Origin of the sequence: Bacillus sp. N12A5 (assembly GCF_026790125.1) — a bacterium.
In the GTDB taxonomy this organism is placed as follows: Bacteria; Bacillota; Bacilli; order Bacillales; family Bacillaceae; genus Bacillus.
The window spans coordinates 186,149-208,324 of record NZ_JALAMR010000016.1 but is presented as its reverse complement, the minus strand read 5'-3'; the positions used below and the strand labels follow the sequence as shown (position 1 = coordinate 208,324).

Annotated in this window: 23 protein-coding genes and 2 pseudogenes; 21 read left to right on the top strand and 4 right to left on the bottom strand. The window is 39.1% G+C overall.

Going from position 1 to position 22,176, the window contains the following annotated elements:
- Window positions 1-198: 198 nt before the first annotated feature.
- Window positions 199-378: a type I toxin-antitoxin system toxin TxpA gene (gene txpA, locus MOC09_RS16795; RefSeq protein WP_268371176.1), complete on the bottom strand. Its 180-nt coding sequence runs from the start codon at window positions 376-378 to the stop codon at window positions 199-201.
- A gap of 145 nt (window positions 379-523) precedes the next feature.
- Between txpA and MOC09_RS16790 the strand changes: the two genes are divergently transcribed.
- The 17 genes and pseudogenes from MOC09_RS16790 to MOC09_RS16710 all read left to right on the top strand — a co-directional run bounded on the left by MOC09_RS16790 (window position 524) and on the right by MOC09_RS16710 (window position 14,897).
- Window positions 524-973, top strand: coding sequence for a phage tail assembly chaperone (locus MOC09_RS16790; protein ID WP_032722171.1), 450 nt, complete (start codon window positions 524-526; stop codon window positions 971-973).
- A 41-nt stretch (window positions 974-1,014) separates the two neighbouring features.
- Window positions 1,015-1,152, top strand: a complete 138-nt coding sequence (locus MOC09_RS16785) for a hypothetical protein (RefSeq protein ID WP_128753615.1) — start codon at window positions 1,015-1,017, stop codon at window positions 1,150-1,152.
- Between the two features lie 2 nt (window positions 1,153-1,154).
- Entirely contained in the window at window positions 1,155-5,852 is a 4,698-nt protein-coding gene (locus MOC09_RS16780) for a phage tail tape measure protein (protein ID WP_268371173.1), read from the top strand.
- Entirely contained in the window at window positions 5,845-6,504 is a 660-nt protein-coding gene (locus MOC09_RS16775; RefSeq protein WP_268371171.1) for a LysM peptidoglycan-binding domain-containing protein, read from the top strand. The genes MOC09_RS16780 and MOC09_RS16775 overlap by 8 nt, the downstream gene beginning before the upstream one ends.
- A 13-nt stretch (window positions 6,505-6,517) precedes the next feature.
- A complete protein-coding gene (locus MOC09_RS16770) occupies window positions 6,518-7,498 on the top strand; it encodes an XkdQ/YqbQ family protein (protein WP_120028387.1) in 981 nt (326 codons plus the stop codon).
- Window positions 7,495-7,761: a DUF2577 family protein gene (locus tag MOC09_RS16765; RefSeq protein ID WP_268371170.1), complete on the top strand. Its 267-nt coding sequence runs from the start codon at window positions 7,495-7,497 to the stop codon at window positions 7,759-7,761. Before MOC09_RS16770 ends, MOC09_RS16765 begins: the two co-directional genes overlap by 4 nt.
- A gap of 12 nt (window positions 7,762-7,773) precedes the next feature.
- Window positions 7,774-8,199, top strand: coding sequence for a DUF2634 domain-containing protein (locus MOC09_RS16760; protein WP_268371168.1), 426 nt, complete (start codon window positions 7,774-7,776; stop codon window positions 8,197-8,199).
- Window positions 8,192-9,238 carry a baseplate J/gp47 family protein gene (locus MOC09_RS16755; protein ID WP_268371244.1) on the top strand — a complete coding sequence of 349 codons (1,047 nt, stop codon included), beginning with the start codon at window positions 8,192-8,194 and terminating at the stop codon, window positions 9,236-9,238. Before MOC09_RS16760 ends, MOC09_RS16755 begins: the two co-directional genes overlap by 8 nt.
- Window positions 9,222-9,800: a YmfQ family protein gene (locus MOC09_RS16750; RefSeq protein ID WP_268371167.1), complete on the top strand. Its 579-nt coding sequence runs from the start codon at window positions 9,222-9,224 to the stop codon at window positions 9,798-9,800. The genes MOC09_RS16755 and MOC09_RS16750 overlap by 17 nt, the downstream gene beginning before the upstream one ends.
- Window positions 9,797-10,069 (top strand): hypothetical protein, encoded by a 273-nt coding sequence (locus tag MOC09_RS16745; protein WP_268371164.1) that lies wholly within the window; start codon window positions 9,797-9,799, stop codon window positions 10,067-10,069. The genes MOC09_RS16750 and MOC09_RS16745 overlap by 4 nt, the downstream gene beginning before the upstream one ends.
- A 2-nt stretch (window positions 10,070-10,071) precedes the next feature.
- Entirely contained in the window at window positions 10,072-11,172 is a 1,101-nt protein-coding gene (locus MOC09_RS16740; RefSeq protein WP_268371162.1) for a hypothetical protein, read from the top strand.
- Between the two features lie 11 nt (window positions 11,173-11,183).
- Window positions 11,184-11,513, top strand: a complete 330-nt coding sequence (locus MOC09_RS16735; RefSeq protein ID WP_268371161.1) for an XkdW family protein — start codon at window positions 11,184-11,186, stop codon at window positions 11,511-11,513.
- Window positions 11,510-11,673, top strand: a pseudogene (locus MOC09_RS16730) (XkdX family protein). The gene MOC09_RS16735 and the pseudogene MOC09_RS16730 overlap by 4 nt, the downstream one beginning before the upstream one ends.
- Window positions 11,674-11,760: 87 nt before the next feature.
- Window positions 11,761-12,654 (top strand): phage-like element PBSX protein XepA, encoded by an 894-nt coding sequence (gene xepA, locus MOC09_RS16725; protein ID WP_268371160.1) that lies wholly within the window; start codon window positions 11,761-11,763, stop codon window positions 12,652-12,654.
- A 45-nt stretch (window positions 12,655-12,699) separates the two neighbouring features.
- Window positions 12,700-13,089: a phage holin family protein gene (locus MOC09_RS16720; protein WP_268371158.1), complete on the top strand. Its 390-nt coding sequence runs from the start codon at window positions 12,700-12,702 to the stop codon at window positions 13,087-13,089.
- A gap of 77 nt (window positions 13,090-13,166) precedes the next feature.
- The gene (locus MOC09_RS16715) at window positions 13,167-13,982 is read left to right on the top strand and encodes an N-acetylmuramoyl-L-alanine amidase (protein ID WP_268371156.1); all 816 of its coding nucleotides are present in this window, start codon (window positions 13,167-13,169) and stop codon (window positions 13,980-13,982) included.
- A 192-nt stretch (window positions 13,983-14,174) separates the two neighbouring features.
- Window positions 14,175-14,897 carry an NPP1 family protein gene (locus tag MOC09_RS16710; RefSeq protein WP_268371154.1) on the top strand — a complete coding sequence of 241 codons (723 nt, stop codon included), beginning with the start codon at window positions 14,175-14,177 and terminating at the stop codon, window positions 14,895-14,897.
- 661 nt (window positions 14,898-15,558) lie between these two features.
- Here MOC09_RS16710 and MOC09_RS16705 read toward each other — a convergent pair.
- Window positions 15,559-16,023: an SMI1/KNR4 family protein gene (locus MOC09_RS16705; protein ID WP_268371152.1), complete on the bottom strand. Its 465-nt coding sequence runs from the start codon at window positions 16,021-16,023 to the stop codon at window positions 15,559-15,561.
- Window positions 16,024-16,036: 13 nt separating this feature from the next.
- Window positions 16,037-17,803 (bottom strand): T7SS effector LXG polymorphic toxin, encoded by a 1,767-nt coding sequence (locus MOC09_RS16700; RefSeq protein WP_268371151.1) that lies wholly within the window; start codon window positions 17,801-17,803, stop codon window positions 16,037-16,039.
- Between the two features lie 185 nt (window positions 17,804-17,988).
- On the opposite strand from MOC09_RS16700, the gene MOC09_RS16695 reads away from it, so the two are divergent.
- The 4 genes and pseudogenes from MOC09_RS16695 to MOC09_RS20270 form a co-directional block, all read left to right on the top strand.
- Window positions 17,989-19,119: an aspartate phosphatase gene (locus tag MOC09_RS16695; RefSeq protein WP_268371149.1), complete on the top strand. Its 1,131-nt coding sequence runs from the start codon at window positions 17,989-17,991 to the stop codon at window positions 19,117-19,119.
- A complete protein-coding gene (locus MOC09_RS16690) occupies window positions 19,109-19,234 on the top strand; it encodes a hypothetical protein (RefSeq protein WP_268371147.1) in 126 nt (41 codons plus the stop codon). The genes MOC09_RS16695 and MOC09_RS16690 overlap by 11 nt, the downstream gene beginning before the upstream one ends.
- A gap of 662 nt (window positions 19,235-19,896) precedes the next feature.
- Complete coding sequence (locus tag MOC09_RS16685; RefSeq protein WP_106020939.1) at window positions 19,897-20,361, top strand: DUF441 domain-containing protein; 465 nt, start codon at window positions 19,897-19,899, stop codon at window positions 20,359-20,361.
- A gap of 97 nt (window positions 20,362-20,458) precedes the next feature.
- A pseudogene (locus MOC09_RS20270) lies at window positions 20,459-20,528 on the top strand (hypothetical protein); the annotation flags it as partial.
- Between the two features lie 804 nt (window positions 20,529-21,332).
- Here the strand turns inward: MOC09_RS20270 and nfsA are convergent.
- A complete protein-coding gene (gene nfsA / locus MOC09_RS16680) occupies window positions 21,333-22,073 on the bottom strand; it encodes an oxygen-insensitive NADPH nitroreductase (protein WP_268371146.1) in 741 nt (246 codons plus the stop codon).
- Window positions 22,074-22,176: the final 103 nt, after the last annotated feature.

Sequence of the window (22,176 nt, the reverse complement as noted above, 5' to 3'; positions counted from 1 at the left end):
AAAAGATACAAATAATTATATAATCAATATATATTCATGCTATAATGGTGCCAAGCAAAAGTATTGCAACTACTGGCGTAAGCTTATAGTTGGTACCACATTACCACATTACAACTTGTTAATGTGTGTTACTTTCATGAGAAATGCATAAAATATAAAAGCCAGAGTGTGGCAGCACTCTAGCTTTTAAAGAAGAAACTACCCTTTAATAAGAGGGTCCTCGTGTAGACACTTTTCCTTTACAGTAATGTAAATAGGATGAGTGTCTTTTTTTCTAAGCATGAATAATAATGTTAAAAGAGATATTACCCATGTCATAATCCCGCCTATTAAATTGGCAAAGCCGATCATGACCATTAAAGATTCATAGGTCGACATAATTTCACCTCCTTTCATATTCGGAGGATAAGCTAAGGTAGCTTCAAGAATCTATTATACATGAATTATATGGAAAGCACATTCAAAAAGTATGAATGTGCTTTTTTTCTTGTCCAAAACTAAAAAGTAAAAGGAGCTAATAAACATGAGTGAAAAACAAAATGAAAAAGTATACGATCTTTCATTCTTTATGCCAGGACAAACAATTGAAGCGGAAGAAGTAAAAGTACCGATTTCTAAACGATTTGTAGACAAAGAGGGCAATGTTGTTCCATTCATTTTCAAAGCGATCACGACTGAACGAATTGACGAACTTGAGAAAGAGAATACGACTTACAAGAATGTAAAAGGCCGCGGCCGTGTGAAGGAATTGGACAGCCAACGCTTTTATGCTCGTATTGCGGTTGAAACGACTGTTTACCCGAACTTTAAAGCTAAGGAACTACGTGAGGCTTACAAAACAGAAGATCCAGTGGAAGTCGCCAAACGTGTTCTTTCAGTCGGCGGTGAGTATGCGAACTGGCTAAACAAAGCAATTGAAATCAATGGATTTGATGATGATCTCGAAGACCTTGAAGAAGCGGCAAAAAACTAGTAAAGGACGGGGACAAAGAGGCTGTATATCTTTATTACGCGATGCATGAACTCAAATACGCCCCGTCAGAATTAAGAGAACTATATGAGGCTCCGAAAGAATTCAAGGCGCTCTTATATGGGTTAATCGGTTATAAGCTTGAGCTGTTAGAAAAAGAAGTGAAGAAGGGAGGTAATTAACTATGGCTAAACTAACAGCGACGTTTGAATTACATGATAAGATTTCCCGCAAGCTTCGAATGATACAAGGCAATGCTGAAAGACTTAAGAGGGCCGCTAATGGCCCTCTTATTTTTGAGGCTGAAGACCGGACTGAGAGAGTTATGCGGCGGATTGACCGATCGGCCAACCGTTTGACCGGACGGGCTCGATCGCTTGAAGTGGATTTAGATGATCGAGCTTCGAATGGCTTACATTCTATACGTCAGCAAGCTGAGGATCTTACCGAGGGCAGCCATGAGATGACGGTTTCCATAAATGATCAAGCTACACCACGTTTTCGCTTAATCCGTGGGGGTCTCTCTGATTTGAATCGCTCGCACGCTGAGCCAACTGTTTCAGTTCGTGATCATGCTTCAAACCAATTAGATGAGATTCGTCGTCATGTGTCCGATGTAGATAGCGAAAATGCAGAGCCAACAGTTTCTATTAAGGATAGAGCTTCATCGGCTCTGGATGCAATTGAAGCGAAAATAGACAGCTTGAAGGATGCTACCATTACTCTGGCAGTTGCAGGCGGTTTTTCTGCAGGTTCAATTATGGGTTCTGGTAAAAGTACAATGTCTCAGGATGCTTATGTGTCAGCAACTTCAAACGTTAATAAGAAAGATATTGCAAGAATGACGGATCAGATCTATTTCAACAATAAAGCGGGCAGTTCTCGTGAAGAAGTCAGTTTATCTTTGAGAAACTTATCACAACAGACAGGGGCGTCTAAAAAAGCTCTTGCTGAATTGACTGAGTCGTCAAGTAAGATTGCCCAGCTCATGAATGCTGATCAGGCAGAGGTAGATCGTGCTTTTAGTTCAATGTATAACAACTTGAAATTGTCTGGGAAACAAAGCGGAGACTTAATTGCTTATGTATATCGGAATGCCGGTGACCAAGCTGACGATTTATTGGACACGATGAATGAATACAGTTCCACCTTTAAAGACTTGAAGCTCACAGGCGGCCAAATTGCAAACGCCATGATAAAAGGAACAAAGGGTGGCGCCAGAAACTTCGATAACCTAGCCGATAGTATGCGTGAGTTTAACATCCGCCGAACCGAAATGTCTGATAGCCAAGTGGATGCATTTAAAACGCTGTTCGGAGCCAAGGAAACTAAGAAAATGTTCAAGGGCTTCAAAGATGGTTCAATAAGCGGAGAGGAAAGTTTATTTAGGGTGGCAAAAGCCCTTTCTAAAGTGAAAGATAAAACAAAGCGGGCTGCTATTGCGACTGAGCTTATTGGAACACAATATGAAGACCTTAAGCAGCCGATTTTAGATATGGCTGAGGGTATTGGTACAAGTGTGAAAACAAGCGGTGAATTGGAACGCAGCTTTACGAAACTTCGGGATAATAACCCAATGACACCGGTTAATGATGCCATGAGAGATTTTGAAAGCATATCTAAGGATATGGGAACATCTCTGCTAACTGGATTAGGGCCGGCCTTTGATAAAATCAGCTCATTCATTAACAGTAAGGAAGGTCAGGAAAAACTTAAAGAGATCAAAAAAGATATTGCCGATCTTGGTGAGGAGATAGGTGATAAGTTAAACGTAGCCATTGAGTGGAGCGTCAACCATTGGGATGATTTGAAAGCAGCGATTAAAGTTGTGATCCCTTCTTTAATTGGGTTGATTGGTTATTTGAAAATACTACGTCCGCTGTTAAAAGGCATAGGTACTGTCGGAAGTGATGCAGCAGGCGTAATCCGAAAGTTAATTCCAAAACGTACTCCTAAAGCTGGCACTAATACGCAAAGTGAAAGGAGGAACAGTAATCGTAATGCCAGCACAAGGAGCAGAGAATCCAAAACTGCCACAGGTCCAACGAGTTTACCTCTAAGCGGCAGCTTAACATGTTGCTGTTGTAGTGATGGAGGTAAAAATGATCGCATTCGTAGAAGACGAGGGAAAAGAGTTTTAGGTCGACGTGGTAATCCAAACCGAATGAACCCTTCTGACAGATCAATTACTGTGTCATCTGGACGATTGGAGAGAAGGCGTTCCAGTAGAACTGTAGGTACTAATCCAACCAGAGGATCAAGATCAGCAATAACCACAACGAAAGTCTTAAGTCCTCTGAAAAGTGTTGGCAAGTTTGCAAAGGGAGTTCCTCTATTAGGAACAGCATTAGCGGCAACTGATTTAATTGGGATGAATAAAGACAATGTTGGTGAAAAAATTGGATCAGCTGGCGGTGGCCTTGCTGGAGCGGCTACAGGAGCAGCTATTGGCAGTGTTATTCCAGGAGTGGGAACAGCCATTGGTGGAATAGTTGGTGGTATAGCAGGCACCATGGGTGGTTCAAGTTTAGGTAAAGCGTTTGATGGTTCAGAAGTAAAAAAGAAACTAGACAGTACATTATTTGATCAAAAATGGTGGTCTGAAAAATGGTCCGGCATTAAGAGTAATGCGAAGACTTCTCTCAATGGGTTAAGTGATACATGGTCTAATGTAAAAGAAAAGGTGAAGTCTACTTTATTTAATAGTGAATGGTGGTCTGAGAAGTGGTCTGGCGTTAAAAGCTGGGCACAAGACAAATGGAATAGTGCATCATCTGTTTGGGAGTCCGTAAAGGGAAAAATAAAATCCACTTTGTTTAGTGAGAAGTGGTGGTCAGGAAAGTGGGAAGACGTAAAAGGTTGGGCTCAAAGTAAATGGGACAGCGCGTCTTCTGTTTGGCAATCTGTTAAAGGAAAGCTGAAATCCACTTTATTTAGCGAGAAATGGTGGTCAGGAAAATGGGAAAGTGTAAAGAGCTGGTCAAAAAATAAATGGGACAATGCTAAATCAATATGGAAAAGTGTTAAGAGTTCCATCTCAGAAACCCTTTTTAGTAAGAAGTGGTGGTCTGAAAAGTGGCAGAGTGTAAAGGAATTGGGAAGCAGTATTTTAGGCGGAGTAAAAGAAGTTGGTGGTAAAGTAGCTTCAAGTGCGAAAAAAACTGCTGGTAAAGCGTGGGGATATGTGAAGAGTGGCGTAAATTATTTATTTGGTACGGGAAAAGAAAAGCCAAAGAAACATGCTACTGGTGGTTACATTACGAAGCCAACAATATCTTGGATTGGTGAAGCAGGTAAAGAGTTTGTTATTCCTGTTGAGAATAATAAAGGTCGCGGCAAAATGCTCCTTTCTCAAGCTGCTTCGAAATTAGGGATGAGTGTTGTTGATGATATAGCGTCTGCTTCATCTGCAGGAGGTGAACCGGCAACTTCCCCGCTAGTCCGTAGTGCGGCGGTGATTGCTTCTGTATCTCCTATTATTGACACATCCAGTCTTGATGAACAAGCAACATCATTTGGTCAACAGTTCACGAAGAGCTTTGATCAAGGAATTAGAGATAATGTTGTTTCTATGGAAGCATGGAAACAGAAAAACGTTGGACAGCCAATGAACAATTTAATCTCTTATTCTCCGAATTACGGAAAGCAAATGGTCAATGGTTATGCTAAAGGTCAAAACAGCACTTCAACTGGTACAGATGGCTTCTTGCAGACGAAGGTTAAAACACCATTCCAGAACACCGTAAATAAATCCTCTTCATGGGGAAGTGGAGCGGTCAAAGGTTTTGCTTCCGGACAAAATAGTTCACAAACTGGTACTGATCAATACGTCAGCACTCATATTAACAAGCCGTTTATCCGCTCTAAAGAATCATCAAACGGATGGGGAAGCGGCATGATCGGTAATTTTGTTTCAGGTATGACTTCTAAGGCAAGTGAAGTCCATGAGGCTGCCAAGGAGCTGGCGAAAAAAGTTGAGAAAGCATTTCGTGAAGAGCTTGATATTCATTCACCTTCCCGTGTCATGATGAGTCTCGGTCGTTTTGCCTCTATAGGTATTGTAAAAGGTCTGGATTCAGTTGATGTGAAAAAGTTTGCTGAAAAACAAGCAGGCTCACTAGCTGCTGCTTATTCCGGAATGGGAGCAGTAAGCGGAAATGTAAAGCAATGGCTCATGGCTGCTATCATGGCTACAAAGACACCGATGAGCTGGCTCCCAGGGCTGATGACAATTGCTCAGCATGAGTCAGGCGGTAATCCGAAGGCAATTAACTTATGGGATAGTAATGCGAAAGCAGGACATCCATCTCAGGGGCTCATGCAGACAATCCCAAGTACCTTCAACGCACACAAATTGCCGGGAATGAATAACATTCTTAACCCGATTCACAACGCTGCTGCGGCGATTGGCTATATCAAAAGCAGGTATGGATCAATTAATAATGTACCAGGCATTAGAAGCATGAGGCACGGAGGTCCATATGTTGGCTATGCTAACGGCGGACTTATTACCAAAGAACAAATTGCTCGTGTGGGTGAAGGAAATAAACGTGAATGGATCATTCCAGAGGAGCGAGGTATCCGTGGACGTTATTTATTAGCCCAAGCAGCTAAGGCACTCGGAATGGAAGTCACAGACCCATCTCAAAAAGGTCAAACTGAACTATCTTCCGGTCAGGTAACAGCAGCCACAACAGGCAGTCAGCAAACAACTGTTACAGCATCAGGAGGTAAAGAGGTTGTTATTCAGTTTAATGGCGATCAGCATTTTCACAATGACCAAGACATGAACGGTCTTATAGCTAAGATTAAGCAGACCCTTATTGATGAGCTTGAACAGGATATCAACATTGGAACGAAGGGAGTCGTTGCTTTTGACTAAATCCGTATATGAATTCTGGATTTCCCAAGGGAAGGACAAGCTGCGGTTTCCTGTCCTTCCTGAACAAATTGATATATCCAACACAATTCAAAATGAATCAGTAAAAGTGGCCAGTTTTGGGGAGATCACTTTTATAGATAAACCGGGAGCGAAAGAGATTTCGTTCTCTTCTTTTTTTCCAAAGAAACACAGCCCGCTTGCTGAGTATAAGGGATTTCCTTCTCCTGAAAATGCTATTGCAAAGATCGAGAAATGGGTGAAATCTAAAAAGCCGGTTCAATTCTTGATTACTGGAACGAAAATTAATTTAACTTGCAGTATTGAGGTTTTTTCTTATAGCGAGGGCCAAAAAGATATAGGTGATCGTGATTATGAAATCAAACTGAAGGAATACAAAACTGCTTCGCCGCGGAAGATCAAGCAGAAGAAAAAGACGAAGAAGAAGCGGCCATCTAAATCAGCTCCTAAAACATACACCGTTAAAAAAGGTGATACACTGTGGGACCTTGCCGGCAAATTTTATGGAGACAGTACAAAATGGCGCAAGATTTGGAACGTCAATAAAAAGGCTATGATCAAACGAAGTAAACGAAATATAAGACAGCCAGGACACTGGATCTTTCCTGGGCAAAAATTAAAGATACCGCAGTAAGCAGGTGATGACAATGATAGAACTTTTCGTCATTAAAGAAACGGAATGGCTTGAGCTGGTAACTGAAAGTGTTTCACTCGAAGGACAACGGTATCAGGCGCCGCGATCAATCACGGCAAAGATCATAACGAAACAAGGAACCCATTCATATTACAGCGTATCAGAAGGAGATACGGTTCTGTTTAAGTGGAAAGGGAAAGAGCTGTTTCGAGGTATTGTGTTTTCTCGCAATCCGGAAGAACATGGGCTGACCTTTACGGCTTATGACATGCTGCAATATCTGGTTAAGAACAAAGATGTTTATGTGTTCTCCAATAAGCGTGCAGACGAGATTATCAAGCGCCTGACAAGAGATTTTCAAATCCCAACGACATCCATTGCAAATACGGGTTACACCATTAAATCATTAGTGTTTAAAGATGATACGAGTCTTTATGACATGATTCTGAAAGCCTTGAAACAAACGAAGAGCCAAACCGGAAGAAATTATCAATTATATTCGGCTAAGGGGAAGCTCGGCCTTCGCGCTTGGCCTGATCCGTCAGAAGTATGGGTGCTAGAATCGGGTGTGAACATTACTGGTTATCAATACAGCACTTCCATTAATGACACAGTCACAAGAGTAAAGTTGCGGCGTCAGAAAGACAAAAAAACTTACACGGCCACCGCAAGTGATAGCTCTGGCATCAGTAAATACGGTGTGCTTCAGTATGTCGAAACGGTCTCCGATAACATTAACCAGGCACAGCTTCAGCAGCGTGCGAAAGTCAAACAGGCACAGAAAAAAGGCGTCAAAAAAGAACTCAAGAGTATTCAAGCGATTGGGATTCCAGATCTTCAGAGCGGTTTGCCGGTCTATATTTCAATTCCGGAAGTTGGGGTTAAGAAGACATACTGGATCGATACAGATAAACACGAATTTAAAGGATCGACACACACGATGACCATTGATGTGGTTGAGAAAAATTCTATCCCTGATGGTGTTTCCTCATGAGATTAAGTGAAGCAATCAAACATTTGGCTGTCGGTGCAGTTGATTCTGAGTCACCGGTGGATATTATGCCGGCTGAAGTGGTTTCCGTTTCTCCTGTTGAAATTAAGCTTAATGAAAATGAAAAGCTAATTATTCCGTCTGATTTGATTATTATTCCTAAGCGGCTGCGGCCCGGTGAAGAAGAAGCGTTGAATACTGGTGAGCGTGTGATGATTGTCTCCTTAAAAGGCGGGCAATCATTTTTTATTCTCGACAAAATATAGGGGGTGCCTGAGTTGGCCCTTTCGCCAGAAATTGAATTTGATGATATTGAAGATGATAGCGAAGTCATAGAGACTTCGATAACCTACAAAATAGATTTTGTAAATGGCCGTATCACAAATGAAATTATCACAGGCCTTGAAGCGATTAAGCAGTTTGTGTATCTGTCTCTCCATACTGAGCGATATGCATATTCTGTTTACAGTCATGACATTGGAAATGAGCTTCAAGAAGTGTTGGCAGATAACGAAACAACAGACGCATATAAGAAAATGGAGATCCTGCGGCTGATAGAGGAAGCACTGATCTATGACGATCGGATTTCTGCTGTTACAGATTTTGAAATAGAAAAACAAGGTGAATCGTTCCGTGTCTCCTTTACAGTCGAGACTGATGAAGGAACATTGGAGATCGAGGAGGTGCTTGGTGAAAATGTTTGAGGATCAAACCTTTGAAGTGATTATGGACCGTATGTTGAACAGCATTTCAGCGGACATTGATACAAGGGAAGGCAGCGTGATTTATAACGCGTTAGCTCCTGCAGCTGCAGAATTGGCCAAGTCTTATATTTGGCTCGATACGGTGCTGGAACTTGTCTTCTCGGACACAGCACAAGGGGAATTTTTAGATCGTCGGGCTACTGAAGCCGGCATCGAGCGAACGGCTGCCACAAAAGCAGTCAGGGCAGCGGAGTTTACTGAGGGCGTGACCATTCCTGTAGGGGCTCGCTTTTATGTAGATAATCTTTATTTTCAATACACAGCTGACGGAACATTGGAATGTGAAAAAGCGGGGGAAGCGGGGAACGCAAATATTTCAGGCCAGAATCTATTGTCATTAGACACCATACCAGGACTCCAAAAAGCAATCGTGAAAGAGATTCTAATCCCTGGCCGAGAAGAGGAGGATGATGACAGTTTAAGAGCTAGGTATTTTACCCGCGTGCGTCGGGAAGCTGTCAGTGCCAATAAAGCTCACTATAAACAATGGGCTGAAGAAGTAGACGGAGTAGGGAAGGTAAAGGTCTTTCCGCTTTGGAACGGGGACGGCACAGTCAAAATTGTCGTGACCAATGCTAACTTGGAACCTGCTTCCGATATTTTAATATCAAAGGTGAAAAACTATATTGATCCTGAACCTGGACAAGGTGAGGGGCAAGCGCCAATAGGTGCCTTTGTCACAGTGGAGAGTGCGGTATGGAAAGAGGTTGAGATTTCAGCCGAGGTACTTCCCGAGGTCAATAGCTCTATCGATCAGGTAAAGCAAGAAATCGAATCAGGTGTTTTAAATCTTTTTAAAAAGATTGCTTTTGAAGATAACGTTATCCGTCTATCGCAGATTAATAATATCGTCTACAATTCACCTTCAGTAAGTGATTACGCAGATATTAAAATCAACGGCGTGGCCGAAAATTTGGTTCTGAGTGACGTCGAAATCCCTAAATTGGAGCAGGTGAACATCATTGAGCAAACTCGATGAAATGACTGCTTACCTGCCGCCGTTCCTTACCAAGTTAAAGGAAATGGCTGAACTTCTTAAAGCGGAAGCTCCGGAATTTGAGAAGCAAAATAACAGCATCTTTGATCTGACAGATCAGCTGTTTGTTACTACGGCAACCTGGGGGCTTGATCGGTGGGAAAAGATTTTGAACGTGCCGCGGGAATCAGGTGACACCGATGAGATCCGCCGATTGCGTCTAATCTCTAAAATGTCCAATATACCGCCCGCAACATATAAGGCCATTGAACAAGCGTTGAATCGGTTCCTGAAAAATCCGTCAGCTCAGGTCCGGCTACTTCCTAGAGAGTATCGTTTCAATGTTGATATTGATATAGATGATATGCAGCATATGAGCGAGCTCATAGAAACATTGGAGAATATGAAGCCAGCTCATTTGGCATATACCTTGCGAGCTGCTTTGAATGAGCCACTCAAGATAAAAGATACTGTCATTTTGAATAACAGACGCTATCGAAAATCAAGTGAGCTAAAGGTAGGTTATTCCGTCACGCTCAATAATAACGAGGTGGTCCTAGCATGATTTCGCAATTTTATAGAGAGCGTACAGCAGCAGATTTGAAAAATAGGATATCGAAGGTGCTGCTGAATGGAAATGAAACAAAAATTGTGGAACTCACCATTCAGGGTGCCGTTGTCAAGGTGCTTACTCAACGAGAGGAAGATATAAAGCATATTAAGAGTGTGCAGATCCTTGATGAACAAAACAACGTAATTACGGAAAGAACAACAGATTTAGACGTCAGTAATAACAGAACGCTAGATTTTAGGATTACTTTTGAGGTGGTGTAACAATGGCTTATGATGCAAAAACATATTGGCTCCCGGACGATCCGATTAATGAAGATGATGTGAACCGTTGGGAGAAAGGTATTCAAGACGCGCATAAAGATTTAGCTGTACATAAAAATGACATGAACAACCCTCACAATACAACAAAGGCGCAAATCGGGCTAGGGAACGTTGATAATGTACAGCAAGCTTCGAAAAAAGAATTTGAAGAGCATCTTAATGATTCACAACGGCACATAACACCAGTAGAGCGGGAGAATTGGAATGCAAAAGAAACAACTGCCGGAGCTCAGGAAAAAGCTGATAAGGCTTTATCGGATGCAAAACATTACGTGGATACCAACTACAAAAATAACAATCTAACATTAATTACTGGAGACAATGCTATTCAAGATGCAAGAACAGGAGGGGAAGAATATCCGTTAGGACTGACATTAATGGACATTGGTCAGGGCAATAATACGGGCTATCCTTTGGGTTATGGCATTGTCAAAAATGAAAAATATAATAATTACCGATTTACCCAATTCTTTTATGGGACAGGAAATGAGTCTGGGACTTACTACGAAAGTACAGGAGTCTGGATTAGACACTGGTGGAGTGGTTCAGGCTGGACCTCTTGGCAAAAGATATCAGGTTTTGCTCATGCGAATATTGGAACAACAGGTAAGCAACTTCTTATTAAAGGCGAAAAGCAAAAAATTCGTTTTAATCGAAAGATAAAAGACAGTCATAATGCCTTTGACACTAATAATTGCCGGTTTATCTGTCCAAACAGTGGAATGTTTCTAGTCAATGCCGGTGTATATATTGAAAACGTTCAGAGATATGCCAACTATGAATTAGAGATCTACTTAAACGGAACGATTTATAAGAACATAGCACATTATAGAAATAGTCCTGCTAGCCCGTCTGATACCACAGATTTCAATGTAGGAGTATATGGAGCTGCCACTGTTCCAGCTGATAAGGGGGACTATATAGAAATGTATCTTTATGTGGGTTATGACGGTAATACTTCACGGTATATTTCTGATAACTCAGGATGGTATAACTACTTTGATATCACAGAAATCGGCGGCAGAAATTACCCGAGATTTTAGGAGGTGCTTCTATGATTTTGTATGATGCGATTATGTACAAATACCCTAACGCAGTACCGAGAAAAGATTTTGAATTACGGAATGACGGGAATGGCTCATACATTGAGAAATGGAATATCAGGGCGCCGTTACCGACTCAAGAAGAATTAGAGGCCTGGTGGGAGGAGTCACAGAAAAAAACGTCTTATGAATCTCCCAATCAGATTGAGCTACTCGCTCAAGAGTTATCTCAGGAGAAGCTAGCCCGTAAACAGCTTGAAGAATTAAACCAAACTTTGGGAAGCGAGCTCTCAAAAATAAAGTTGCAGTTACTTACTCTACAAGGAGGGAGAGATTCATGAATTATTGGGTGCTGGCTTTGCATTATAACTGGGCTTCTTCTGAAATGGTGAAACAGGCAATTCATCTCAAAGATTGCTCGCCCGAAGATTTACAGGAAGGAATAGAGAAAAAACTCATTACAGCTGAAAGTATAAAGAGATCACAGGAGAAGCCATTTAGGGCTTTTTTATTTTGCCTTAAAGGAGGTGGTTCCGTTGTAAACCCATGCTCACCACTAATGATCTACAATAGCAAGGAGGATTTTTAATGGCATCATATAGTTTTCAATTTCCAACAGATGCAACCGGTAAGCCGGGGGCAGCCAAGCCATACAGAGAAGGAAACAGAGATTTTGTTGTGCCGGTAGCTTCAATCTCCGGTAATTCAGAGCTGCTGACGAACGTAGTTTTAAAAGCCACTGAAGTATACACGCAATATGGACAAGATCGATTAGGTCAGGTTTTAATTTCAAAAGTAAAAGGTCATGCTTATTCTGATCGTGAAGGTACCTTATTCATTGAAGAAAGTAACGATATGAATTCATGGACCACAGTCTCTTCGTTGGTTGTTAAAGCAAATACACTTGGTGAGACTGAATGGATTCATTTAACTAAACGCTATTTCCGTTTCAGATATGTAAATGGTAACCTACAGCAATCTGAATTTTTACTATACCAGTCACTGGGCGCAGGTGAAGAGGATATAAACATTAACCACACTGTTCCTATTACAGCAGTTACTCCGTTCTCAGTCCAGTTAGATAAAAGCGGGTTAACTAATGATGGTCGTTTAAAAGTTCAAACTGAAGGCTTGAACCTTAACTCATTAGATACTCAAGCAAAAACAATGGATATTGTCTTTCACGATAAAACAGAAACCATAGGTGAGGGTAACCCATTAACTGTTGGACCATTCAAAACGTTACTCGTTGAGGTTTATGGGACGGCTGAGACAAGTGAATTGAAGTTCTGGGGTAAATCCTTATCGGGAACAAAAAGAGCCTTGAGAGGGCAAAAAGTGGATGACGGAACGTTTGCCACTAGCACAAAAGGGAAATCTGAAGCCTGGTCTTTTGACATTACCGGTTTTAAAGAAATCGTTATGGAGCTTACAGCTTTAACAAATGGAAACTTTTCAGTTAGAGGGACGGCCGTCTCATAAGATCCGGCTGTCCTTTTTTATTTGCCTCGGAGGAGGTGATTAGAAATGGAGGAGACAAGTTTGTTTATCAATTTTGAAACATTAGATTTAGCAAGAGTATATTTATTTGGAGGGGTGAAGTACCTTGATTTACTTCTAGTACTTAGCATAATTGACGTTTTAACAGGAGTAATTAAGGCATGGAAATTCAAGAAACTGCGAAGCCGAAGCGCATGGTTTGGCTATGTCCGCAAGCTGCTCAATTTCTTTGCGGTCATTTTAGCAAACGTTATTGATACAGTCCTCAATTTAAACGGTGTCCTAACTTTTGGTACCGTTCTTTTTTATATTGCTAATGAAGGCTTGTCAATAACTGAAAACTTAGCACAGATCGGTGTTAAAATCCCTTCAACGATAACAGATCGATTACAAACAATTGAGAACGAAAAAGAATAGAGTAAGAATAACGCAGACAAAGCTGCTGGCTAAGCCAGTGGCTTTTTTTATTACACAGACAGAAGGAGAGAGGATATATGGCCATTAAAGTTGTAAAGAATCTAGTCTCTAAATCAAAGTATGGATTGAAATGTCCTAACCCTATGAAAGCTGAATACATCACTATTCACAACACTGCAAATGATGCTTCAGCAGCCAATGAAATTTCATATATGAAGAATAACTCTAGCTCAACGAGTTTTCACTTTGCAGTAGACGATAAACAAGTTATTCAAGGGATTCCAACGAATCGTAACGCTTGGCACACAGGAGATGGAACAAATGGTACAGGGAATCGTAAGTCGATTGGTGTCGAAATTTGTTATAGCAAGTCAGGAGGGGCACGATATAAGGCAGCGGAAAAGCTTGCTATTAAGTTTGTGGCGCAGCTACTGAAAGAACGCGGATGGGGTGTTGATCGTGTCCGTAAGCACCAAGACTGGAACGGTAAGTATTGCCCGCACCGTATTTTGTCAGAGGGAAGATGGAATCAAGTTAAGGCTGCCATTGAAAAAGAATTAAAGGCGCTAGGTGGAAAAACAAGCACAAGCAAAACAAGTGCAACTAAAAAGAAAACAAACTCAAGTAGCAAAAAAACGTCATATGCGCTACCATCTGGCATCTATAAAGTGACAAGCCCTATGCGTAGAGGTGATGACGTAAAGCAGATTCAAAAAGCGCTGGCGGCTCTTTATTTCTACCCGGATAAAGGAGCAAAGAATAACGGTATAGACGGTATTTATGGACCAAAAACGGCGAACGCGGTCAAACGCTTCCAGTCGATGTATGGTCTTACCCAAGACGGTATTTATGGACCGGATACGAAAGCTAAACTTGAATCATTATTGAAATAACAACCCTCTTTTTTAAAGGGAGGACATTTTATTTATTTTTGAAGAGTTCATTATTTACTGAATTCAAAGACATAAGAAAAATAAAATAGTGATATGGTATGAAAATTCAGTCAACTATAAAAAAGATATTGATATTTATTCCAACTCTGTGGTATTTAATTGTTGTCAATATTCTTAAAAGGAGTTGAAATAATGAACAAAATTTTCTTGGCTCTCTTTTTATCTGTAATCACTTCTGTTAGCATGGTTTCAACAGCAAATGCAGCTGTAATCGATCATGATAAAGTTGTGGGTTTTAGAGAGGTGGTTCCTACCACTGTTACTCAAAAAGCAGCGAAACGTTTTCAACCATATTTAAAGGTTTATAGCGGCTGTGTGCCTTTTCCTGCAGTAGATGCGCAAGGTAATACAAGTGGCGGTTTAGAGCCTACTGGAGCATCTGAAGGACATTGCAGCAAAAATACTGGACAAGTATATTCACGTTCTGCATGGCACAATGGGGTTTGGGCAATTATGTATTCTTGGTATTTTCCTAAAGATGAAGCCTCACCAAGCTTAGGTCACAGACATGACTGGGAAGGAATCGTTGTATGGGTTGATAATCCAGCAAATCAAAATCCAAAGGTTTTATCAATTGCATATTCTGGACATGGAAAATTCACAAATGTAGCACCAAGCGGAACCAACATGAAAGATGGCACTCATCCTTTGATTGCCTATGACAGCACGTGGCCACTCAACCACGAATTGATGATGAGCGATCGTGTTGTAGGTGGTACTCAACCGTTAATCGATTGGGATGATTTAACTCCTGCCGCAAGGAATGCATTAAATACAGCAGATTTCGGTAAAGCAAATGTTCCTTTTAATGATAGTAATTTCACCAACAATTTAAAGAAAGCTTGGTTTAAATAAAAATTAATAATTCTAAATTGAGAAGAGTCCTTACTTAAAGAAGGGCTCTTTTTTCTACTGAAATTAGAGGCAGTTACGGACCAAAAACGAAAGCGAAAATGGATGGGCTATTATAAGAATCTTGTTAGCTTTGCAAAGAAAAACACCAAGGAATAGGCCAGTAAATAACTTAAAAAAGTGAAAAATATATTCCATCCATTTGAATAAATGATCCATTCAAATTTATATAAAACCAATTCAAACAATGTAGTAATTAATGTTATGGAAACAATCAAAAAAGACGGAGAGCGGAAAATCTTTATGAAATAGACAAGATATACGCCTAGAATTGTATATATTCCTAAATCATAAGGGAGCATTGATAATACGCGGTATTCAAAAGGTTTTATTGACCAGAATTTTAAACTGTATCCAACTTCGTTGATTAGTGAAGCGATCAATGCTGAAAATGAACCGATAATCAACAAGTGTTCCAAAGTCAAAAAGGGTCTATTTTTTAAGTGAATAAGAAAAATACCCCAAGGTAATAATAAACAAAATAAATTGAAAATCATACACGACCACACTCTTTTTTTAATATTGTTTTCAAAGTATGGAAATATATTCGTTTCAATGAAAAAAAGCCCCTCATTTGCAAGGGGCTTTAAATTCATTTTTTTGCTTAATCGTCCCAGTCTTCATCCTCTTCCCAGTTTTCTTTCATCTCAAGAAGTCTTGCATAAAAGAACTTTATAAAATGCGCCGAATCAAGCTCTTTATAGCCACCAAATTCACTCCAAATAACAACTGGACATTCTCCTTCACTGTTCATTTTATTGGTATCTAAGCAATAACCAAAAAAATCAACATGCTCTATAACTACCAATCCACTTGGCAATTCCCTATATTCACGATATTCCCTGGTTGTTTCTATAACTGAAGCACCGCCAAAATCATAGCCTAATAAATCGATTCCATAAATTCCGCCAGAACCATAGTTTCTAAGAAACCATTTGTAGCTATCTGGAAGAGTAACTTGAAGATCTTGTTCTATTTTTAAAATTTTATCTTCTCCGACTCCACCTGTAAAATCTCTTTCCTTTGCATTATCAGCTAAGAATTCTTTTACTTTCAAATAAAAATCCATGGTTTATAACTCCTTATTCTTTTTCATATTGTTTTGCTCTCCACTTCCAATACCTTGTCTTAAAGTTATTGTATTGTTTCTCCAGGTAAACATCATTCCTAAAGCTTTCACCATTACCTTTTAGGCCATGTATCACGTCACTATACTTTGTATGTAAACTGTTAGGTATCTCAAGCAATGTTCCACTTTCTTCTTGTATGAGGTGATGTAAGTTAATCTGTGTTCCGTCTTTAGCATAAGGAGATTTACCATCTTTCATTAATTCAAGATTGGTTTTTCCTTTTGGAGTTTTTTGATTAATATCAATGTCCTTTAAGGTATAGACTCTCCGGCTTACATCTCTAACTTCACCTTTAACCTTTACTTTGCCGTCTATTTCAACAGCACTATACTTTTCTTTATTTAACCAAGGAAGATTTATTTCCTTACCTGTAAACGGTTTTCTGCTATCATCTAGTTTTTTAGCAAGCTGAAGCAGCCTGTCTTTTGTGCTCACATCATTGATGACATTATAAGGCATGCCACCTGCTACAACAATATCTTCTCGCATGACAAACGGTTTAATTGCTGTTAGTGGATCAGGAGTTTCATCTAGTTTTTTAGACACTTTTTTGACTGCAGCTTTTCCGGCTGTTTTCACTCCTATTTTAGCAACTGAACCAGCACCTTTTAAGCCAAAGATGTTTACTGCTGCATATGTAAACCAATGAGCCTTTGATTCTGTGTCACCGTTCTTTACGTCTCTTACATAGGAGGTTATTATTGCATCTTTAATTGAATTAAATGTGGAATCATAGTGATAAACTGCGACTGCAGAATTAATAAGCATGTCGACAGGATGATTGTGTGCCATATAGTCTAATGTTTCAGCTGTCATATTATAAAGGGCTGTAACAGTACCTTTGGCACCAGCCATTAACTCGCGTGTGTTTTCAATCTGTGTAAAATACCTTTGTTGATCTTTAGTAAGATTATCATAACCAATGGTTTTGGCTATTGAATAAAACTCATCTGCATCAGCATAGTCGTAATTTTTCAGTCTTTCTTTCAGCTTTTCGGTTTCCCGTTCTTTTTCTTCTTTCTTCTTAATCGTCAAATAAGCATCCGTTCGCTTCTCAATATCGCCTTTTTTCTTATGTATGTCGCTTTCGCGATATGCCTTGGCGTTGTAGTGAATGGGCGTAGCGTTTTTCCCTTTGCCAGTTGCTTCTTGGAGCTTTTGGAAATCTGACTTGATGAATTGTTCATTTGGCTCTGACAGGGCATATTCTGTCAGTAAATCTTCGTCAATGTCACCTAGTTTTTCAATTGTTTTTTTTCGTTTGTCATTGGCATCTGCAAGCTCATCCTTGAAGGTTTCTGTTGAAAACAGGTCGAGCGGGAGGATGTCGTCAATATCGTTTAGGATATCTTTCATGGCCTTTTTCTGTTCAGACATGATGGACTTTGATTTTTTATGGGCGTTAGCCAGTTCATGTTCTAAAAAAGACTCTTCAATATAAGCATCAGAGAGACCTTTGTCCTCTACAGCTCCGGCAATGCTATTAAAAAATGCGATTTTCATATCAATGTAGTCGATCCATTGATCAGTGACACCAACATGATCGTGATAGAATGCTTTAATGTTATTAGCACCTTTACCTGAGAATTCGCTGTCGTCCAGTTCAGCGACGCTTTGTAAAGCTTTTCTCAAGTTGACCATTTGCGTCCTTAGCTCTTTATATTCTTTGGCGCGGTCTGTAGCTTCAGACATAAGTGTTTTAGCTTCAAAGACTTTCATAATCATACCCTCTCATTTAATCATATAACAAAATATTACCATGGAAGAAAGAAGAAACGAACTTAAAATTATCTTGATTGATCATATCAAGAATATCGAATAAAAAGTTTGCGGTTTTTTTGCGGTACAAACACTTTTTGGAAATGTTAGAATATCACATAAAAAGACATAAAAGGAGGGGTCCTGTGAATCCGGTTTTATCATCGTCAGAAGTTGGCGTGAAAATCAATGAATGGTATAAGATGATACGTCAATTTAGTGTCCCGGATGCAGAGATTTTAAAGGCAGAGGTGGAGCAAGAGATCCAACGGATGGAGGAAGATGAGTATTTACTCATTTACTTCTCCCTAATGAAATTTCGTCATCAGATCATGTTAGATTATTTGGAACCCGTAACAACACGTATAAGACCAACTATTGACGAACTTCTTGAAAAAATTGAGACTTCAAATAAAGGCATATCTGGCCTGTTGTCGTATTATTCTCTGTTTTTCAGAGGGATGTATGAGTTTGATAAGAGGGAATATGTCAAAGCAATTGGTTTTTATCGAGAAGCAGAAAAACACCTTACTCATGTAAATGATGATATTGAGAAGGCGGAATTTCATTTTAAGTTGGCTGAAGCTTACTATATTATGAAGCAAAATCATATCTCTATGCACCATGTTAAACAAGCGATGGACATTTATAATCAATATGAACTTTATAAAGTGCGAAAAATACAATGTCATTTCGTGATATCTGGAAATTACGTTGATTTTAAACATTTCGAGAAAAGCCTGCCGCACCTTGAAAAAGCCTTAGAGTTGTCCAAACAATTAGATCGCAATGAAAGGCTACTTAGCTCGGCTTACTACAATCTTGGAAAGAATTACGCAGATTTAGGAATAAATGATAAAGCAGATCATTTCTTAAATGAGGCTGCCAAGGTATCAGAAAGTGCTAAGTTGAGCAATTTACCACATTCCCTGTTTACATACGCTAAATTTCTTTTTAAGCAGGGGAAAACAAGTGAAGCAATAAAAATGAGTAAAAAGGGTTTATCCGCTGCGATATCCCAAGGTGATAAACTTTTTGTGTCCCTGCAAAAGTACTTGGAAGCACTTTATATTAATGCAGTAGATCAAGCGGGAATCAAAAAAACTATTGATTACTTAGAAAGAAATAAGAATTATGCGTATGTGGAAGATATCGCGATTGATACGGCTGAAGTTTTTGCAAAATCAAAGGAATTTGAAACATCATATGTTTATCATCAAAAAATGCTTGAAACGCAAAAACAAATTCAGAGGGGAGAATGCCTGTATGAATTTTAAAAAAGGCGTAATCATTATTCTTACTGCAGTTACTTTAAGTTTAGGTTTCGTTACTACTTTTACTGTAGAGCAAAATGAAGCATATCATCAACTTTCTGACCGGAATCAAACATGAAACTGATTAAACCCTCTCAATTGAGGGTTTTTTTATTTATGTATTGGTTTGGTTTAACATTGACAATTGAATCAAAAGGAATAAAGGTTGTATCCACTTTTAAATCCTTCACGTATATGTAGCTTTAATGAGAGAAAAAAGGAAATAAGGCACCGCAATTTGAATTTTCGGTGAGAACGCAATAACTTTTTTTGCGTATTAAGGAACTTGAATATATGCTAGGTAACGGAGAAAGTTACAGGTTGGGGCTGTCAAAGAAAAAACAGTCTATGAAGAAGTAAAAAGTAAAGAAACTAAGTTAGAGGAGAGTAAACATGTGTTTGCTCCTCTTTTTGTCTTTAAAAAGGACTGACGTGAGGTTGAGTTAAGTCTCAAAAGTAACGCAGTAATCTCAAAAAAACGTGAAGGAGGAGAAATACAAATAGTAGCCTTTCTAAGTCGACCGTCGACCTGATATATGGTAATATTATTCTGCATTAAAAAAGTAAGGAGATGATAAAGGGTTCAAAATGGTATTGAAAACAGAAAAACATCTCATAGACTTATTGAAATTAAAAATACAAACACTACATTTTACATTATTATATTTAATTGATTTTGTACTAGAATCTAGTATTTTTCTGCACTTATATCTTTTTTGTTAGTTTTTTGGAGGGAGAATCTTGTTAAATACTTCATCATTGTTCTTAGTAATTATTTTTATCTTAGGAATCATAGGTAAGAACCAATCCATTACAATTGCTGCATACGTGCTGCTTGGCATTAAGGTTCTGCAGTTGGATGATAAAGTATTTCCTTTTCTAGCTTCCAAAGGATTGAGTATTGGGATTACCGTCCTCACCATTGCAGTACTTGTCCCTATTGCAAGTGGGGAGATCGGTTTCAATGAACTATATGCAAGCGTGAAATCTTATTATGCATGGGTAGCGTTAGTTGCAGGTATCCTGGTAGCGGTGATGGGTAAATATGGTGTTAATTTAATGTCATCAGACCCGCAGGTGACAGTAGCGCTTGTCGTTGGTACAATCCTTGCTGTTGTACTGTTAAATGGTGTAGCAGTAGGGCCATTGATTGGAGCTGGTATTGCTTATATGGTATTTCAGATTATCGGTCTATTTACCAAATGAGTATCACCTATTTATAAAAAATTTAAATTAAGTTGAATGTGAAAGTCTAATTTATTCCATTTCATTTTTCGCGAATGGACAAAACGTATAAGCAGCAGTTTTGACAGAAAAAATTAAGGAATTGAACCATAAAGAATCAACAAGCAGCGCTTTCGGAGAACAAGGCTGGGGCTATCAAGAGAACACCAGACTATGAAGAAGCAAAAGGTAAATAAACAAAATTAGAGGAGTTGACCGTGTGTTTACTCCTCTTTTTTTATTCTTGGGTTTACTTCTCTCATTCTGGGTATTTTTCGATGGGGTGTTCTTTTTTCGGTGATTTTTTTTCCAGTTAACGTCTCCATTTGACGTCTAGCTCTGCCATTTCAGTAGGAAGAATGTAAACATATTTAAGTATCTTATTTGTAATAAATAAAGGCTCAACCATAGTACTGTTAAATTCTATATCATCATCATGAGCAGCTGCAATCCCTGTTTCTTTAATCACGGACTCAATTATTAATAAGGTTTATCGAGGAAATTTAAACCTTCAAAAAAGTATTATCGTATGAGGCGAAGCGAAAAATATGATTAGTTTAAAACCGCAGTCTAGTTGATGATTAAAGGAAAAAGGGGATGAACCCTTTCCTTTTTTATTTGTGTTAATAAAAAATAATTAGTAACAGTGATCTATTGCTGTGTTCTTTTAATTATTTTATCTAACAGAAAATTAGCGATGAGTAACTATAACCAAGCACTTTCCAAAAGTTTTACCCCCAGTTATTTCATCAAACTAGTTACTAATCAGTCAGTAACTAGTTTTTTATTTCAAGCTAGGTTATCTTTTACTGACTTGCAGAGAAAAAACGAATTACTGACAGTGCTTCTTATGGGTGGGATTTTAAAATTGCCACAGATCGAGTTGATGCATAAAGAGGAAGAGCGTCAAAACTCTTCCTCTTTTATTTGGATGGATTGCAGAAATATTCAATTTATTTTTTAGCAAATCCCTGTTTATTTAAATACTCAAGCATGAAGGGGAGTTTGCTTCTTTCAAGATGATCCTCAATATGATCTTTCCACCCCTTTACTTTTCTCACTGTGAAAGGCGCTTTAACAGGACGATTCTGGTAATACTCACGCATCTGTTGATCATAGGTTGCTAATTTTTCTTCATCTAGCGATTGATACTGATTATCAAACATGACCATTGATTGAGGCAAACGTGGTTTTAGTCCAGGTTTCTCTTCAGCAGGATGGCCTATGCATAGCCCCACTAAAGGAACCACATGCTTCGGTAAGTGTAATACCTCAGTTAGTTCGGTAATATGAAGTCTTACTCCACCGATATATACACCACCGAGTCCCATTGATTCGGCTGCAGTCAAAGCATTTTGAGCCATTAGCCCAGCATCAAATGTACCTATTAAAAGGTATTCAATATACTCAAGATCTACATCGGGAGCAATTTGATGATTTCGGTTAAAATCTGCACAAAAAATCCAAAATTCTGCTGCCTCTTCAATATAAGGCTGGTTCGCAGAAAGCTCCATCACTTTTTTTCGAAGATCTGGATCTGTAATTCTAATGATAGAAACGGCCTGGAGAAGGCTGAAAGATGAAGTTTGATTAGCTGCCTTAAAGATTGCTTCTCGTTGCTCCTTTGTGAGAGGTTGATCTGTAAAAGACCGAATGGAAGTATGATTACGAAGTAATTCAATTGTATTATTCATTTGACATTCTTCCTTTCTTAAATATTAGATTTAACTGATTAAGTTGGATTAGAGTTATTTTTAAAAAATAATGTAACTTGTATACAATATGATAAAATCAACA

Excerpts from the sequence above, each read along its gene's own strand:
- txpA (WP_268371176.1), bottom strand. The coding sequence starts at position 378 with ATGTCGACCTATGAATCTTTAATGGTCATGATCGGCTTTGCCAATTTA.
- MOC09_RS16790 (WP_032722171.1), top strand. The coding sequence starts at position 524 with ATGAGTGAAAAACAAAATGAAAAAGTATACGATCTTTCATTCTTTATG.
- MOC09_RS16785 (WP_128753615.1), top strand. The coding sequence starts at position 1,015 with ATGCATGAACTCAAATACGCCCCGTCAGAATTAAGAGAACTATATGAG.
- MOC09_RS16780 (WP_268371173.1), top strand. The coding sequence starts at position 1,155 with ATGGCTAAACTAACAGCGACGTTTGAATTACATGATAAGATTTCCCGC.
- MOC09_RS16770 (WP_120028387.1), top strand. The coding sequence starts at position 6,518 with ATGATAGAACTTTTCGTCATTAAAGAAACGGAATGGCTTGAGCTGGTA.
- MOC09_RS16765 (WP_268371170.1), top strand. The coding sequence starts at position 7,495 with ATGAGATTAAGTGAAGCAATCAAACATTTGGCTGTCGGTGCAGTTGAT.
- MOC09_RS16755 (WP_268371244.1), top strand. The coding sequence starts at position 8,192 with ATGTTTGAGGATCAAACCTTTGAAGTGATTATGGACCGTATGTTGAAC.
- MOC09_RS16745 (WP_268371164.1), top strand. The coding sequence starts at position 9,797 with ATGATTTCGCAATTTTATAGAGAGCGTACAGCAGCAGATTTGAAAAAT.
- MOC09_RS16740 (WP_268371162.1), top strand. The coding sequence starts at position 10,072 with ATGGCTTATGATGCAAAAACATATTGGCTCCCGGACGATCCGATTAAT.
- MOC09_RS16735 (WP_268371161.1), top strand. The coding sequence starts at position 11,184 with ATGATTTTGTATGATGCGATTATGTACAAATACCCTAACGCAGTACCG.
- xepA (WP_268371160.1), top strand. The coding sequence starts at position 11,761 with ATGGCATCATATAGTTTTCAATTTCCAACAGATGCAACCGGTAAGCCG.
- MOC09_RS16720 (WP_268371158.1), top strand. The coding sequence starts at position 12,700 with ATGGAGGAGACAAGTTTGTTTATCAATTTTGAAACATTAGATTTAGCA.
- MOC09_RS16715 (WP_268371156.1), top strand. The coding sequence starts at position 13,167 with ATGGCCATTAAAGTTGTAAAGAATCTAGTCTCTAAATCAAAGTATGGA.
- MOC09_RS16710 (WP_268371154.1), top strand. The coding sequence starts at position 14,175 with ATGAACAAAATTTTCTTGGCTCTCTTTTTATCTGTAATCACTTCTGTT.
- MOC09_RS16705 (WP_268371152.1), bottom strand. The coding sequence starts at position 16,023 with ATGGATTTTTATTTGAAAGTAAAAGAATTCTTAGCTGATAATGCAAAG.
- MOC09_RS16700 (WP_268371151.1), bottom strand. The coding sequence starts at position 17,803 with ATGAAAGTCTTTGAAGCTAAAACACTTATGTCTGAAGCTACAGACCGC.
- MOC09_RS16690 (WP_268371147.1), top strand. The coding sequence starts at position 19,109 with ATGAATTTTAAAAAAGGCGTAATCATTATTCTTACTGCAGTTACTTTA.
- nfsA (WP_268371146.1), bottom strand. The coding sequence starts at position 22,073 with ATGAATAATACAATTGAATTACTTCGTAATCATACTTCCATTCGGTCT.